Consider the following 11,940-nt stretch of genomic DNA (forward strand, 5'->3'; position numbering starts at 1 on the left):
AAGACATGATTGACGATTGTGGTACAGTTACGCAGACTGCTCAAGATGTTGTAGATAATTTTAATGCATTAGAAGTTGAGAAATTGGCAATCGATGATAGTAGAGTTAGTACTATATCTGGTTGGTCGAGTGATAAAATAACTAAACATGATACGAAAGACAATGCAGTTTCCTTTGCAGAAGCAACGGCAAGAGAGAATATTGTTACAGGAGAAAAACATGGTATCATATTTGGAAAGATAAAGAAGTTTTTCTCTGATTTAAAAGCAGTTGCTTTCACGGGAAAATATAATGATTTAACAGATGTTGCTATCGAAAATGCAACATCTTTACCAGTCGCAAGTTCGAATACTCTTGGAAAGATATATCGTGATGGTAATGAGTTAAAGATAACATTGCAAAGTGGAGTAGAGGGTAGCTACACTTATTCATGGGTGTCCTTTATAGCAAAAGATAAAGTGGCAAATAATTTTAGTGTTACAGAAGATGGGTTTGTTGCAGATGCAAGAACTGTCAAAACATTAAATGACAGTGTTAGTTCGCTAAATAATAATTTAGTGATTGAAACGTTGCAAGCTAGTACAACTATAGCAAGTTTAATGTTAAGAGTTGATATTGGTAGAAGTAAACGATTTCAATATGCATTGGACGCATTGCCTAGTGATTATCCTACAGCATTATCTAGTACGGGGTATATATTTAGACCCTTGGTAACTATAAATCGAATTACCACGGGATTAGTATACATTGAAATTCTTTCAGCCAATACCTCAAGGGGAATACCAGAAACCATGGCGGGATATTATAACGGTAATTTTTACTGGCAAAATAATGGCGTCACAAGTGAGACTAAGGTCTTCGTGGCATCTGATTTCTCAGTTCCTGTATCAAATGTGGATAACAGCTACGCTGAACGTAAAGGTAATCATGTGAATTTGCGTTTGACTTTTTTATGTTCAGAAATTATCCCACAGAATGCCACAATGATTCGTTTGCCTGAAAAATATTGGCCAGTGAATCCAGTTAAGGCAGTTTTTGGCTTTGCTGGAGGTATTGTAACCTACGCAACTATATTTCCAAATGGATACGTGATGACTGATGGAGCTATTCCAAAAACCTCATGGGTATTTATCTACGTAAGTTATTAATTAAATAGCTATTTAGGTGACTAAATCACATAAATAAAAGGAGGAGTTTTATGAAATTAGTACTTAAAAATGGTACAAGTTACAAAGTTTTGGAGTGTTCTACTTCGAATAGTATTGCGATTGAAGTGGAGCTGACGCAATTACAAGCGATTAAAGATTCTTTTACAATAGATAATCTATCAGCATTCAAATTCACAACAGATGATGGAGTTCTCATGGGTGAGTACAGTGATAAAAAATACGCTTATCTAGAATACAAAAACGGCATCGCTACTTTCTATCTAAGAGGTGTTAATGTTTTAGAAAAAGAGAGTAAATCATTGCAAGAGCAAGTAGACGAATTAACATCTGTCATTATACCAGAGATTTTAGCAACAGTTGTACAATCACAAACCGAGGGGGTGATGTAAATTATGGTCGATAGAATTGTTGCAAGAATTGAAGAATCAAGATTAACAAGCGTTGAAGTTGCAAGGGATATGTATTATCTGTATTTTAGGGTAGACTTGTACAGAAAGTTATATAAAGGAAGAGTTGATGAAATCTTAACAGCAGATGGGTATGCAGACTGCATGATGACTCTTGATGAGATAAACGATAAAGAATAGAAAATTTATAAAGAGGATTTAAGGGTGGTTTCTATTAATTTAGAAATCGCCTTTTTATATGTCTAGGGGGAGGTAATCATCATGGGAGAGACAAGTTTTGAAAGAGAGGTGTTAGATCGACTAACGCGCATTGAAGTCAAAACAGATGGATACGATGAGTTGAAAAAAGTAGTGTATCAGAATCGAGATGACATAAAGGAAAATGGAAACACAATCGAAGATTTACAAAAGCAGATTGAAGAAATTAAAGATAAGAACAAGTGGTGGTTTAGAACAATTGTAAGTGCAATTGTTGTCTCTACAATTGGGATAATATTCTGTTTCATTAAAATTGGAATTGGTATCTAAGCAGAAAGAGAGGAATTGGTATGAATAAGAAATGGTTAAGAGCAGCAACGGTAAGAGCAACTAAGACAGTAGCACAAACAGCAATAGGTACGATAGGAGCTACAGCAGTGTTTTCTGCAGTTGATTGGAAGATGGTTGTATCTGCATCGCTACTAGCAGGTGTTGTTTCTATGTTGACTTCTGTGGCAGGACTTCCAGAAGTAGAAAGTGAGGAATGATAGTATGAAATTAAAAGTTTGTATTGATGCAGGGCATGGTGGTAAAGATCCAGGAGCTGTGAAAGGAAAGAGATATGAGAAAGACGATACACTACGGTTTGCTAAGAGACTAGGAAAAGTATTAAAAGCGAATGATGTAGAAGTTGCATATACACGTACAGAAGATGTATATGATAGTCCTTCCGAGAAAGCATCAAAGGGGAATAGCACAAAAGCAGACTTGTTCGTTAGTATACATCGAAATGCTGTTGAGAATACAAGTGCTCATGGGACAGAAGTTCTTGTGTATTCACAGAATGGAATTAAAAATACAATAGCTAAAAATATTTGTACTGGATTTAAGAAACTAGGTTTTACTGATTGTGGAGTTAAGGTGGATAAAAAGATAACTGTACTTAATAAAACAAGTATGCAGGCTATACTTGTTGAGGTTGGGTTTATTACTAACAACGATGATAATAAGCTATTTGACGACAAGTTTTATTCAGCAGTTAATGTAGGTGCTCGTGAAGTTTGTAAGGCTTATGGGATTGATTTTAAGACAATTACGGAACTTGGCAAGTAAGAGGAGTAATGGATTAAGGAATTATCAATAACCTTTTGATAGTATTCTATGAATACATTTTAAACTGCAATAGGCAGATATGACATACATTAGTTCCTTCTATATTTGGTCTGTTGGGAGTATTTGCGATACTGCCTAGTTCGTAAATACTCTTTTTGTTGACATAATATTGCTAATTAAGATATGATTAGAAAAAAAGGGAGGATACTAATAGATGAAGAGAAATACATTTGAAGAAATTTGTTATCAATTGAACAAGTGTAATTGTACATGTAAGAGTAACAAAATAACCTGCGTTAGGGAGGTACTAGATGATAAGATAAAAAAAGATCATAATGAATTTTTGAAGATTAAGGCTGAAGCAAGAGCATCTGATATTAACGGTTTTACAAAGATTATGTTATCTTATTGTGCGATATTAATAGCTATTATATCAGTATTTATAGGTACAATAGAAGGAAATGATCCAGCTAGTCTTATAGAGAAGGGAATTATGTTGCTTATAGCAGTGGTGTTCGTAATACACTGCATTAGAGAAACTATAAAGTGGTCATTTACTAGAACATGGAGAGAGTATGTAATTGTCGTCCTTGAAGAAATGGAAAAAGATGAAGACTATTTCAAAAAGGACTAAATAGGCTAACCGAAGCACTTACTTAACTGTATGTGCTTTTTTAGTATCAATAAACCACTGGACAAAAGAACAAATGTTCGGTATAATGAAATCATAAATGATAGTTATTTTTCCTATTATTGTTGAATAAGGCATTATTTGGGTGTATAATGTTGGAAAACGATAGTAGGGAGAGATGTAGTATGGCATACACAAGAAAGGTAAGAGTAGAATATTATCAAGTAGTAGAGGCTAAAAAAGATGGAACAGATCGTGATAAACTATTTGACTTAGAAACGTTATTGTATAAAGCTAAAGGTCTAACACATGCACAGCGCACATACAATTATTATCAAGAGAAAGCTAGATTAGATAAGTTTAGATTTCATAAAAGCTCAATGTGCTATTATTTGAACTTTGTAAGATTAAGACAGACGAAAATACCAGTAAGAGCAAGAATGAACAGTGAATCAACGCCAATTAGATTGGCAATAGATGAATATATTGGAGAAGACGTATCAGCAGTTTATGATAAAAATAATAATATTTTAGCATTACAAAGAAATAGGGATAGCCTAAGTGCATCTGGTATTGAATATTATTTAACTGAACTATACGATTCTGCAGATTATGGTATATATTTAAGACCTGTGCCATTCAAAGGGGTTGAGAAAAAGTTAAGTAGAGCAAAAACATATAGAAAACTTACTATGAAATTTGCCACTGACAAGTTAAAGAAAAGTAAGATTCCTGAAGAAACGTCATTCGGTAAATTATTAAGCTTTACTAATCCATACGAATCTAAAAGTGTAGTTATATCATTGTCAATGGGAAGATTCAAGGGAACTATGGACGGAGAAACGATAACAGAAGTTATACAGGATATAAATAAAACAGACAATTTTGTAACAGGCGCAGAACTAAGCGTGAAGTATAATGATTCAGATCCAGTAGATACAATTGATTTGTTTGCAATGAAGTATCATAATCTCATAACGATAAAAATGGAAGAATTACAGTCTATTGATTATGTAGAAATGTGTAATAAAATACGCGGTACATATTTAGCAAATAGGAAGGATATTTTGAATTCTATTTCATAGAAAGAAGATGGTTGATTGATTAAGGGTGGTATAAAAAGGGAGAAAGATAAATCATTGATGTGGGAAAAATATTACCCATATATAATTGCCACAATTATATCACTTGTAGCAATTATATGTTTAGTATGTGATATGAAAATAAAGGATGATATTGATTCAATTCTTAATGCAGTAATTAGTTTCGCTTCGATTCTAATTGGATTTATTGGAGCATTATTTGCATTAATATTTAGTTTAAATGAAAATCCTATAGTAAAATATGTGTTGTGTAATGAACATTATTCAAAACTCATGAAACAATATTTTAAAGTCTCTATTAATTCTGGATTTATCGCTATATTATTTACAGTACTTTTGTTTTTTAGAAATACCATTGGAAGTTTTAATATATCAGGCTTTGATTTTCTTGGCATCATATTCGGGATAAAAATAATATGGATATATTGTGTAACGTTTTTTTCACTCAGTTCATACAGATTAATATATCTTGTATTAAAGATATCATTTGTATCAAGTGGTATTGACGCAGAGAAAGAAAGAATGGAGTCTCGGGTGGACGATGAGGAGATTAATAAAATGGATGAGGAAATTGCAATAGACGATGAAGAGCATTCTTAACCGAGTGCTTTTTTCGCGTTTCAAAACGACATTCAAACAGCTACCAAAGCAGTTCCAGTAAGGAGTGCCGATAATTTGTCTATTTCCAAATCATAAGATTCATAGAAATTAACAAGCAAGAATTAACACAACAGAAAAGGCGCAAGCTGTTAAGCAAGCGCCATACTGCAAATTAAAGTGTGTATACGTGTAACACGTCACATATGCATTATACAACATATAACAATAAATGTAAAACCATATTATTTTATTGTTTTAAGTACTTTTTCATATTCTGATGCTTGCGTTGGTGTTAATTCGAAATCTAATCTTAAAAGAACATTATTTTGTAGATACATATACTGTTCAAAGATAGTACCATGCGCAACAGAATAGATATAGTCGTATCTTGCTTTTGCATCAGCAGAATTATTAAACACTTCAACGGTTCCTCCAACTGGAGTAGCTCCTTCATAATCATATTGAGTTACCTGTGAATCAGCAAAATTTACTTTACTGGTGTACTGATTTGGTCTACCAAGCTTGTTATTTGGGTCAGTGGTTTCATCATAAACTATAACTGTTCCAACATTTAAGCCAGCATCAATAAATTTATTGACGATTTCTTCTGCCGTTAACGAAATCATTTTTTCTTTAACAGTAACTTTACATTTATATGTCTTACCAGACACCTTAGCACTTATTGTAGCTGTGCCTTCTTTCTTAGCGGTAACTTTCCCTTTTGAGCTAACAGATGCAACAGACGTTTTGCTACTAGACCAAGTAACTTTTTTGGTTGTGCCAGTAATCTTTAGTTGTGAGCTAGATCCGACATTCAAACTAAGACTTGTTTTGTTAATCTTTACCGCAGCTTGTACCGTAATGTTGGGTACTAATGCAGCGATAACTAATAGTAACGCTAATAAACTCGATAAAATTCTTTTCTTCATAAATTCCACCCTTTCTTTCGTTTGTATGTATATGATACCATTTTATCCCATGCTTTGCAAATAAAAAAGGAAGAAACTATTGAGATAGAGTCTTCCTAATCAAATTTATTAAAAATAGATATACTAAAAGTGCATAATAATAATTTTATTACCTCGAAATGCTTTATTCTCCATATAACCAATTACTTTCTGCAATTAAAAGCTGACAATTCAATTCATCGTATGATGAATTGGTGTATCGAGGTAATGTGCATACATCACAATCTTGATTAAATGTATTGTACATTTTACGTCCACAAATCAGACATTCACTTGATTTGTAGACGAATTTTTTTGCTTTTTTATTGTAGAAATGGTTATAAAAATTCTTGTCTAGCTCACTTATCTTATTGTTATGAGTAATAATGTATCTTCTCCAACGCTTATAGTCATCGAATGCGATATTAGCAGCTTCTTCTGATAATCCAAAAATATTCATTACATCATGGTAGTTTTTGCTTGAGTAGTGAATTGCAATACGTGGAGCAATGATGTTGCTTGCAAATGTATTAGCCTCAATTTCTGATTGTTTATTGAGATAATCGGTATGGCTAAGAATTTTATGTCCTAATTCATGCATTAAGGTAAACATAATGCGTGATGGATTAATATTATCATTATAGAATACGATATCATTTAAAGTAAAAGCATCTTCACTGATTTGGAAGCAGTGTTTTTGTTTAGCCAGTGATAAATCGGAATATTTTTTACATTTAAGTCCATAATGTTTTAAAAGAAAAATACAGTTAAGAGGAAATGACTTAACTTTGCATTCAATATAGACCTCTAAAGTTTTGGAACGTATGTATTCATAATCAATCATATCTTAATCGTCTGAAAGCAAAGATTTAATCAATGCTTGTTTTTGTTCTAAAGAAAGTGATTTACCATTTCTAGCTATAAGTGTCTGAATATCATCAAAACTAGGCTCGTACTGTTCTTTAGAAATGCCTTTTTCCATCTCTTCTAAATCTTCTACACGTATCCCTAAATTCTTGCAAATTAATATTATTGTGTTAACACTTGCTCTGCCTACACCTTTTTTTAGTATTGTGTAAAGGGTACTCTCTGGTATATCACATTTTTTTGCGAATGCTCTAATAGTATATCCCTGTTCTTTGATTAATTGCTCTAGAATTTTTGCTTTTTCCATAATGCACCTCTTTCTGTGATATTTGAATTATACACTTAAATCCGAAAAAAGTAAAGATGTAAATTGCGGAAATACGTAATATTATGTAATTACGCAAATTTTGCATTGACAATCTGCGTAATACCGAGTATATTATAATTACAGTTTGCGTAATTACGCAAATTAAAAGAAGAGAGGAGAAGATAAATTATGTATAAGAATTTACTTAATGTAATGAAGTTAAAAAATGTTACAGCAGTACAAATTTCAAACCTATTGGAATGTCGTCAAGCTACAACAAGTGACAAACTGAATGGAAAAGTAGAATGTGGATTTTATTTTAGTGAAGCTCAAAAGATAAGACAAGTTTTTTTCCCAGAATACGATTATGACTGGTTATTCACTAAAGATAATCTTGTTGCATAGTGTAGAGGAGGTATGTGATGAACGAAGTCAATGTATTTGAAAATCAAGAATTTGGACAAGTTCGAACAGTAATTATTGAGAGTAAGATTTATTTTGTAGGAATTGATATTGCGAAATCGTTAGGTTATTCAATCCCTCATAAAGCAGTAAGAGATCACTGCAAGGGGGTTCTAAAACAGAACGTCCCTACAAATGGAGGGGAACAAGAAGTGTTGGTTATTACTGAGGGAGATGTATACAGGTTAATAATGAAGTCGAAGTTACCTAATGCTATAAATTTTGAATCTTGGGTAATGGACGAAGTATTACCAAGCATTCGACAAACAGGCTCATATCAAAAACCAACTTCCGCAATCGGACAATTACAACTACACCAACAAGCAATTCTTGAGGTAAATGAAAAGGTTGATGAAGTTAAACAAGATTTGGAGAGTTTCAAACAGAGTGTTCCTCTCTACGCTTGTGATATGGACAAAATCACAACTGCAGTTAGAAAGAAAGGTGTTAATTGCCTTGGCGGTAAGGAATCAAACTCTTACAGCGACAAGTCATTAAGGGGAAAAGTATATTCAGACATATACGATCAACTCAAAAGACAATTTGGTGTTAGCAGCTATAAGTCCATTAGACGTGAGCAGTGCGAACTTGCCGTTGGAATCATTAATAACTATGAACTTCCAATTGTATTAAAAGAAGAAGTGCTTGATTACAATATGCAGATGCATTTCTAGGTAACTGCATATGAAGAATAGAAGTAGAGAAATCCTAAAATTTTTATCATTCGCATTCTCGTTCATGGGAATTGCACTCACTCTCGGAACTGTCTGTGCTCTTGCAGATACCGAAAGCATTTCTATTAGACAATTTGCAATCAACCTTATAGTCGCAGCGTTGCTATTTCAGATTGCCTACATATTTATAAAACTAAGCAAAAGAGAAATTGCAAGAATCATTATAAAGAATGAAAAGTGCTATACACAAAAAGAAGTAGACAAGTTGCTCTTGGATATACGAAAGGACTTTGAGCGAGAGGTTAGATCAATTAAAAGGGAGAATAGAGCTAATGCAAATAAAAATCGGAGATAAGTTAAAGGTAGTTGCAAATGTAACTAAACATGGTTTTAGAGTTGGACAAATTGTTAATGTGGTGGATATTGCTCCAACAGCTGGAAGTCCAGTGTGTACAGATGGACAAACCAATTATGTTTTACATGATTCAGAATACGAATTTATTTGGGAAGTGTAGATTATGATGTCCCTTGAGCAGATGGACTGGTTGGAACGTAAAGGAATCAAAAGCCCAACGGAATATGTTCTTGCTTATCAAGATTCCGATTGCGTAGTAATTAGACACAGGAAATCTAGGAAATTGAGAACGCTAAAGAAAGACATAAGACACAGTAAATTTTAATTGAGTATGGAGGTACATAATGAGCGAATTAAGAACCAAGGCAATGAATGCACTCCTTGAAATGGGGGTTAATCCAAAGATAAAGGGATTCAAGTATACCCTTGATGCAATCGAATTGATTGAGAAAGATGAAACAATCCTAAATTCAATGGTCAAAGGGTTGTATACACAAGTGGCGGAGAATAACAAAACTACGACAAGCAGAGTTGAACGAGCTATTCGACACATGATGATGACAGTAACTTCTTCATCAAAAATCATTGAGAAGTATGTCTCTGCAAGTGGTGACAAAATTACAAACAGCAAATTTATTTCATCACTTTACTACAATTTAGCTAAGTCAAATTCAACTGATCTAGTTAAACAAGTAGAGACAATTAAACCAGAAGGAGATGCATGTATATTCTGTGGTTGCAGTAAAACAATCATTAGCCATCAAGGGAATGAAGTTTGTGAGGAATGCGCAAAGAAAATAGCGATTAAGCTTATTGAGATGTAGGAGTAGGATAGCAGAATGCTTATCGAGATTGGACTGGTAGTTGGTGTATTGGAACTAGAAGGAGGAAAAAGGTCACGAAATTAAACAAAGAAAAATTCTTGAAAACAGAGTTGGGAATTGAATTTGAAACTACGGCAAAAACATTAGAAGATTCTCTTACAGAGTGCGTAAAAGCAACACGAAAAAAGCCAAGTGCATCTAATGAAATGCAAATTAATATCAGTAAGCTCTTTGCACAATTAGATGTTTTTAGACTTGCGATTAAGCAGTTTTACGGCATTGAGTATTTCTTTAGAAGAACAGATGAATATTACGGAATGACTACAGAAGATGAAACAGACTGGTTATTTAAGCATGTTAGAGAGGAGAGATAAGATGGAAATTAAAGCGGAGAACAGCAGAATTCCAGAAACAGATGCAAAGTTAATGAAGGCTGTTGCAGAACATGCAGAGATGATAAATGAACAATTGGAGGGTATTGAGCTAACAGATCAAGAAGAGCAAACGTTACTTGTTTTGTGTGAGAATGACACGTATACAGTAAGAAATATGATGTCAATATTCAAAAAGCTGAGAAATGGGAAGTGAAGTAATGAGCAAACGCAGAAATAAACAAAATCGTATCTCGGTACTTTTAGATAAGAAACCAGAAAAGTGTGTTTATGAAAAGGTAGGGAATATGCAGAGATTATATGCTATAGATGCAAATGCTGTTGATTGTGTGGAAAAGACTGCATTGGAAGAATTGTGTAAGAATCCAAACGATTTATTTGCAAAAGGTAAATTAGCAGCATTAAAATCAGTTGGATTATTAACAAAAGAATCCCTAGAAGCAGCAACTTCCAAGGATTCAAACTAATAAAAATAAAATCAATGAGAATATACCACGAAAGGAAAGTGTTGTCAATGAATTTTTGCTTATGCGATGTAGTTCAATGCAAGTTTAATTTACATCACTATTGTAACAACCAGAATGCGCCACAGATTAGTTTTGAAGTGGAAGGTGGTAAGCGAACAGAGTTTGGGAAAGCGGTGTGCACCGCTTTTGAAAATAAGGGGGATAAGTAGCATGAATAAGAAAGTTTTTAAGGTTGGAGATAGAGTTAGAGTAATCAACAACGGTGAAACATGCAGTTGCTATGAAGAGTTTATTGATAGAAATGCGCCTAAATACATTGATAAGTATAAACAGGGATTTCTTCCTGACAATGGCAGTGTGGGTGTTGTTGTAGGTTGTGGTGTAAATACGGCTTATAGAGATTCGTTTTTAGCAGTACTTTCTGAAGGTAAGGTATTTTGTATTTGTGAAGAGGGAGTAGAAACAATACAGAACGCATCAATCCACATCACAACAGATGAAAATAAAGTAATTGCAGTCATGAAAGAAGGCAAGCAAGAAGTTGGTCGTGGAGTTGCAGTATGTAATCATAGCGATGAATTTGACTTCAAGATAGGCGCGAAACTAGCGTTAACTAGATTATTCGGGGAAGATGCAATGGAATCTGCTGTGTCAGTAGAACCAATCAATGAATACCTTTCATTCAAGAAAGTTAAGCGTAGAGCAGAGAGTGGAGAATATGTGTTAATTGTTAATGCTGATTTTCATCGTGATTGTTACAAGAATGGAGAAATTTATAGAGTAAAAAGATGTTTGCGAGAATATGCAATAATTACAACTGAAAAAACTTATGTTTCTAGGTATACAAATGAACATGAATCTCCATTATTGCCATTTGAATATGTAGTATTAGAAGACTATCAATCACCAACGGTATTTAATCAAACAGAAGACACATTTACAAAAGAACAAGTGCTAGAAATGGTAGAAAAAGTACTGCTTAAATAAATCAGATAACCAAATCATATAACCAAATCAATTACGATATTACAGAGATATCAAAATCTAGGAGGATAAGAAGAATGGAAATTTTAAATAGAGTTGAATTAGTAGGAACAGTAGCGGAAATTAATTTTTCACATGAGTGTATGGGAGAAAATTTCAATGTGGTTACAATGGCTGTGAAAAGAAAATCTGGAACATTTGATGTTCTTCCAGTAATTGTTTCAGATAGAATCATGCCAACTTTGGAATGTGGTGAAAGAGTTCATGTTGTTGGCAGTTTCCGTTCACATAATAATAATGAAGCGAGATTGATTTTGAATGTATTCGCAGATGAGATTGTAAAAACAGAATCCCTTGAAGACATGAATTATATTGAGATGAATGCTTACATCTGCAAGAAACCTATTTTCCGAGAAACACCACAAGGTAGATTGATTTCT

Annotated in this window: 21 protein-coding genes and 2 pseudogenes; 20 read left to right on the forward strand and 3 right to left on the reverse strand. The window is 33.4% G+C overall.

Annotated features, from left to right (window positions below; all coding sequences use genetic code 11):
- From RMR19_RS17575 to RMR19_RS17615, 9 genes and pseudogenes are all read left to right on the forward strand, one after another.
- A pseudogene (locus RMR19_RS17575) lies at window positions 1-1,148 on the forward strand (hypothetical protein); the annotation flags it as partial.
- Window positions 1,149-1,198: 50 nt separating this feature from the next.
- Window positions 1,199-1,558 carry a hypothetical protein gene (locus RMR19_RS17580; protein ID WP_310604806.1) on the forward strand — a complete coding sequence of 120 codons (360 nt, stop codon included), beginning with the start codon at window positions 1,199-1,201 and terminating at the stop codon, window positions 1,556-1,558.
- 3 nt (window positions 1,559-1,561) lie between these two features.
- On the forward strand, window positions 1,562-1,756 hold the full coding sequence (locus tag RMR19_RS17585; protein WP_310604807.1) for a hypothetical protein: 195 nt from the start codon (window positions 1,562-1,564) through the stop codon (window positions 1,754-1,756).
- A gap of 81 nt (window positions 1,757-1,837) precedes the next feature.
- Complete coding sequence (locus RMR19_RS17590; protein ID WP_310604808.1) at window positions 1,838-2,104, forward strand: hemolysin XhlA family protein; 267 nt, start codon at window positions 1,838-1,840, stop codon at window positions 2,102-2,104.
- A gap of 20 nt (window positions 2,105-2,124) precedes the next feature.
- A complete protein-coding gene (locus RMR19_RS17595) occupies window positions 2,125-2,322 on the forward strand; it encodes a holin (RefSeq protein WP_310604809.1) in 198 nt (65 codons plus the stop codon).
- 4 nt (window positions 2,323-2,326) lie between these two features.
- A complete protein-coding gene (locus RMR19_RS17600) occupies window positions 2,327-2,887 on the forward strand; it encodes an N-acetylmuramoyl-L-alanine amidase family protein (protein WP_310604810.1) in 561 nt (186 codons plus the stop codon).
- A 214-nt stretch (window positions 2,888-3,101) separates the two neighbouring features.
- Window positions 3,102-3,521, forward strand: coding sequence for a hypothetical protein (locus RMR19_RS17605; protein ID WP_310604811.1), 420 nt, complete (start codon window positions 3,102-3,104; stop codon window positions 3,519-3,521).
- Window positions 3,522-3,703: 182 nt separating this feature from the next.
- Window positions 3,704-4,603, forward strand: a complete 900-nt coding sequence (locus tag RMR19_RS17610; RefSeq protein WP_310604812.1) for a DUF6731 family protein — start codon at window positions 3,704-3,706, stop codon at window positions 4,601-4,603.
- A gap of 15 nt (window positions 4,604-4,618) precedes the next feature.
- Window positions 4,619-5,221, forward strand: coding sequence for a hypothetical protein (locus RMR19_RS17615; protein WP_310604813.1), 603 nt, complete (start codon window positions 4,619-4,621; stop codon window positions 5,219-5,221).
- Window positions 5,222-5,463: 242 nt separating this feature from the next.
- Here RMR19_RS17615 and RMR19_RS17620 read toward each other — a convergent pair whose 3' ends face one another.
- From RMR19_RS17620 to RMR19_RS17630, 3 genes are all read right to left on the reverse strand, one after another.
- The gene (locus RMR19_RS17620; protein WP_310604814.1) at window positions 5,464-6,150 is read right to left on the reverse strand and encodes an Ig-like domain-containing protein; all 687 of its coding nucleotides are present in this window, start codon (window positions 6,148-6,150) and stop codon (window positions 5,464-5,466) included.
- Window positions 6,151-6,313: 163 nt separating this feature from the next.
- On the reverse strand, window positions 6,314-7,012 hold the full coding sequence (locus RMR19_RS17625) for an ImmA/IrrE family metallo-endopeptidase (protein ID WP_310604815.1): 699 nt from the start codon (window positions 7,010-7,012) through the stop codon (window positions 6,314-6,316).
- A gap of 3 nt (window positions 7,013-7,015) precedes the next feature.
- Window positions 7,016-7,342, reverse strand: a complete 327-nt coding sequence (locus tag RMR19_RS17630) for a helix-turn-helix domain-containing protein (RefSeq protein WP_310604816.1) — start codon at window positions 7,340-7,342, stop codon at window positions 7,016-7,018.
- Between the two features lie 189 nt (window positions 7,343-7,531).
- Here RMR19_RS17630 and RMR19_RS17635 point away from each other — a divergent pair, with 189 nt between their 5' ends.
- The 11 genes and pseudogenes from RMR19_RS17635 to RMR19_RS17685 all read left to right on the forward strand — a co-directional run.
- Window positions 7,532-7,747, forward strand: coding sequence for a DNA-binding protein (locus RMR19_RS17635; RefSeq protein WP_310604817.1), 216 nt, complete (start codon window positions 7,532-7,534; stop codon window positions 7,745-7,747).
- Between the two features lie 17 nt (window positions 7,748-7,764).
- On the forward strand, window positions 7,765-8,478 hold the full coding sequence (locus RMR19_RS17640; protein ID WP_310604818.1) for an ORF6C domain-containing protein: 714 nt from the start codon (window positions 7,765-7,767) through the stop codon (window positions 8,476-8,478).
- A 10-nt stretch (window positions 8,479-8,488) separates the two neighbouring features.
- The gene (locus RMR19_RS17645) at window positions 8,489-8,833 is read left to right on the forward strand and encodes a hypothetical protein (protein WP_310604819.1); all 345 of its coding nucleotides are present in this window, start codon (window positions 8,489-8,491) and stop codon (window positions 8,831-8,833) included.
- On the forward strand, window positions 8,811-8,993 hold the full coding sequence (locus RMR19_RS17650; protein ID WP_310604820.1) for a hypothetical protein: 183 nt from the start codon (window positions 8,811-8,813) through the stop codon (window positions 8,991-8,993). Before RMR19_RS17645 ends, RMR19_RS17650 begins: the two co-directional genes overlap by 23 nt.
- 184 nt (window positions 8,994-9,177) lie before the next feature.
- Window positions 9,178-9,657, forward strand: a complete 480-nt coding sequence (locus RMR19_RS17655; protein ID WP_310604821.1) for a sporulation initiation factor Spo0A C-terminal domain-containing protein — start codon at window positions 9,178-9,180, stop codon at window positions 9,655-9,657.
- A gap of 98 nt (window positions 9,658-9,755) precedes the next feature.
- Window positions 9,756-10,031, forward strand: coding sequence for a hypothetical protein (locus tag RMR19_RS17660; protein WP_310604822.1), 276 nt, complete (start codon window positions 9,756-9,758; stop codon window positions 10,029-10,031).
- Between the two features lies 1 nt (window position 10,032).
- Window positions 10,033-10,245, forward strand: a complete 213-nt coding sequence (locus RMR19_RS17665; protein ID WP_310604823.1) for a hypothetical protein — start codon at window positions 10,033-10,035, stop codon at window positions 10,243-10,245.
- A 4-nt stretch (window positions 10,246-10,249) separates the two neighbouring features.
- Window positions 10,250-10,516 (forward strand): hypothetical protein, encoded by a 267-nt coding sequence (locus tag RMR19_RS17670; RefSeq protein ID WP_310604824.1) that lies wholly within the window; start codon window positions 10,250-10,252, stop codon window positions 10,514-10,516.
- A 47-nt stretch (window positions 10,517-10,563) separates the two neighbouring features.
- Window positions 10,564-10,725, forward strand: coding sequence for a hypothetical protein (locus tag RMR19_RS17675; protein ID WP_310604825.1), 162 nt, complete (start codon window positions 10,564-10,566; stop codon window positions 10,723-10,725).
- Between the two features lies 1 nt (window position 10,726).
- Window positions 10,727-11,503: a hypothetical protein gene (locus RMR19_RS17680; RefSeq protein WP_310604826.1), complete on the forward strand. Its 777-nt coding sequence runs from the start codon at window positions 10,727-10,729 to the stop codon at window positions 11,501-11,503.
- A 74-nt stretch (window positions 11,504-11,577) separates the two neighbouring features.
- A pseudogene (locus RMR19_RS17685) lies at window positions 11,578-11,940 on the forward strand (single-stranded DNA-binding protein); the annotation flags it as partial.

It is taken from the genome of Anaerosporobacter sp., from assembly GCF_031551385.1.
In the GTDB taxonomy this organism is placed as follows: domain Bacteria; phylum Bacillota; class Clostridia; order Lachnospirales; family Lachnospiraceae; genus Anaerosporobacter.

Excerpts from the sequence above, each read along its gene's own strand:
- RMR19_RS17630 (WP_310604816.1), bottom strand. The coding sequence starts at position 7,342 with ATGGAAAAAGCAAAAATTCTAGAGCAATTAATCAAAGAACAGGGATAT.
- RMR19_RS17590 (WP_310604808.1), top strand. The coding sequence starts at position 1,838 with ATGGGAGAGACAAGTTTTGAAAGAGAGGTGTTAGATCGACTAACGCGC.
- RMR19_RS17600 (WP_310604810.1), top strand. The coding sequence starts at position 2,327 with ATGAAATTAAAAGTTTGTATTGATGCAGGGCATGGTGGTAAAGATCCA.
- RMR19_RS17580 (WP_310604806.1), top strand. The coding sequence starts at position 1,199 with ATGAAATTAGTACTTAAAAATGGTACAAGTTACAAAGTTTTGGAGTGT.
- RMR19_RS17665 (WP_310604823.1), top strand. The coding sequence starts at position 10,033 with ATGGAAATTAAAGCGGAGAACAGCAGAATTCCAGAAACAGATGCAAAG.
- RMR19_RS17680 (WP_310604826.1), top strand. The coding sequence starts at position 10,727 with ATGAATAAGAAAGTTTTTAAGGTTGGAGATAGAGTTAGAGTAATCAAC.
- RMR19_RS17675 (WP_310604825.1), top strand. The coding sequence starts at position 10,564 with ATGAATTTTTGCTTATGCGATGTAGTTCAATGCAAGTTTAATTTACAT.
- RMR19_RS17635 (WP_310604817.1), top strand. The coding sequence starts at position 7,532 with ATGTATAAGAATTTACTTAATGTAATGAAGTTAAAAAATGTTACAGCA.
- RMR19_RS17585 (WP_310604807.1), top strand. The coding sequence starts at position 1,562 with ATGGTCGATAGAATTGTTGCAAGAATTGAAGAATCAAGATTAACAAGC.
- RMR19_RS17610 (WP_310604812.1), top strand. The coding sequence starts at position 3,704 with ATGGCATACACAAGAAAGGTAAGAGTAGAATATTATCAAGTAGTAGAG.
- RMR19_RS17650 (WP_310604820.1), top strand. The coding sequence starts at position 8,811 with ATGCAAATAAAAATCGGAGATAAGTTAAAGGTAGTTGCAAATGTAACT.
- RMR19_RS17640 (WP_310604818.1), top strand. The coding sequence starts at position 7,765 with ATGAACGAAGTCAATGTATTTGAAAATCAAGAATTTGGACAAGTTCGA.
- RMR19_RS17595 (WP_310604809.1), top strand. The coding sequence starts at position 2,125 with ATGAATAAGAAATGGTTAAGAGCAGCAACGGTAAGAGCAACTAAGACA.
- RMR19_RS17620 (WP_310604814.1), bottom strand. The coding sequence starts at position 6,150 with ATGAAGAAAAGAATTTTATCGAGTTTATTAGCGTTACTATTAGTTATC.
- RMR19_RS17645 (WP_310604819.1), top strand. The coding sequence starts at position 8,489 with ATGAAGAATAGAAGTAGAGAAATCCTAAAATTTTTATCATTCGCATTC.
- RMR19_RS17605 (WP_310604811.1), top strand. The coding sequence starts at position 3,102 with ATGAAGAGAAATACATTTGAAGAAATTTGTTATCAATTGAACAAGTGT.
- RMR19_RS17670 (WP_310604824.1), top strand. The coding sequence starts at position 10,250 with ATGAGCAAACGCAGAAATAAACAAAATCGTATCTCGGTACTTTTAGAT.
- RMR19_RS17655 (WP_310604821.1), top strand. The coding sequence starts at position 9,178 with ATGAGCGAATTAAGAACCAAGGCAATGAATGCACTCCTTGAAATGGGG.
- RMR19_RS17625 (WP_310604815.1), bottom strand. The coding sequence starts at position 7,012 with ATGATTGATTATGAATACATACGTTCCAAAACTTTAGAGGTCTATATT.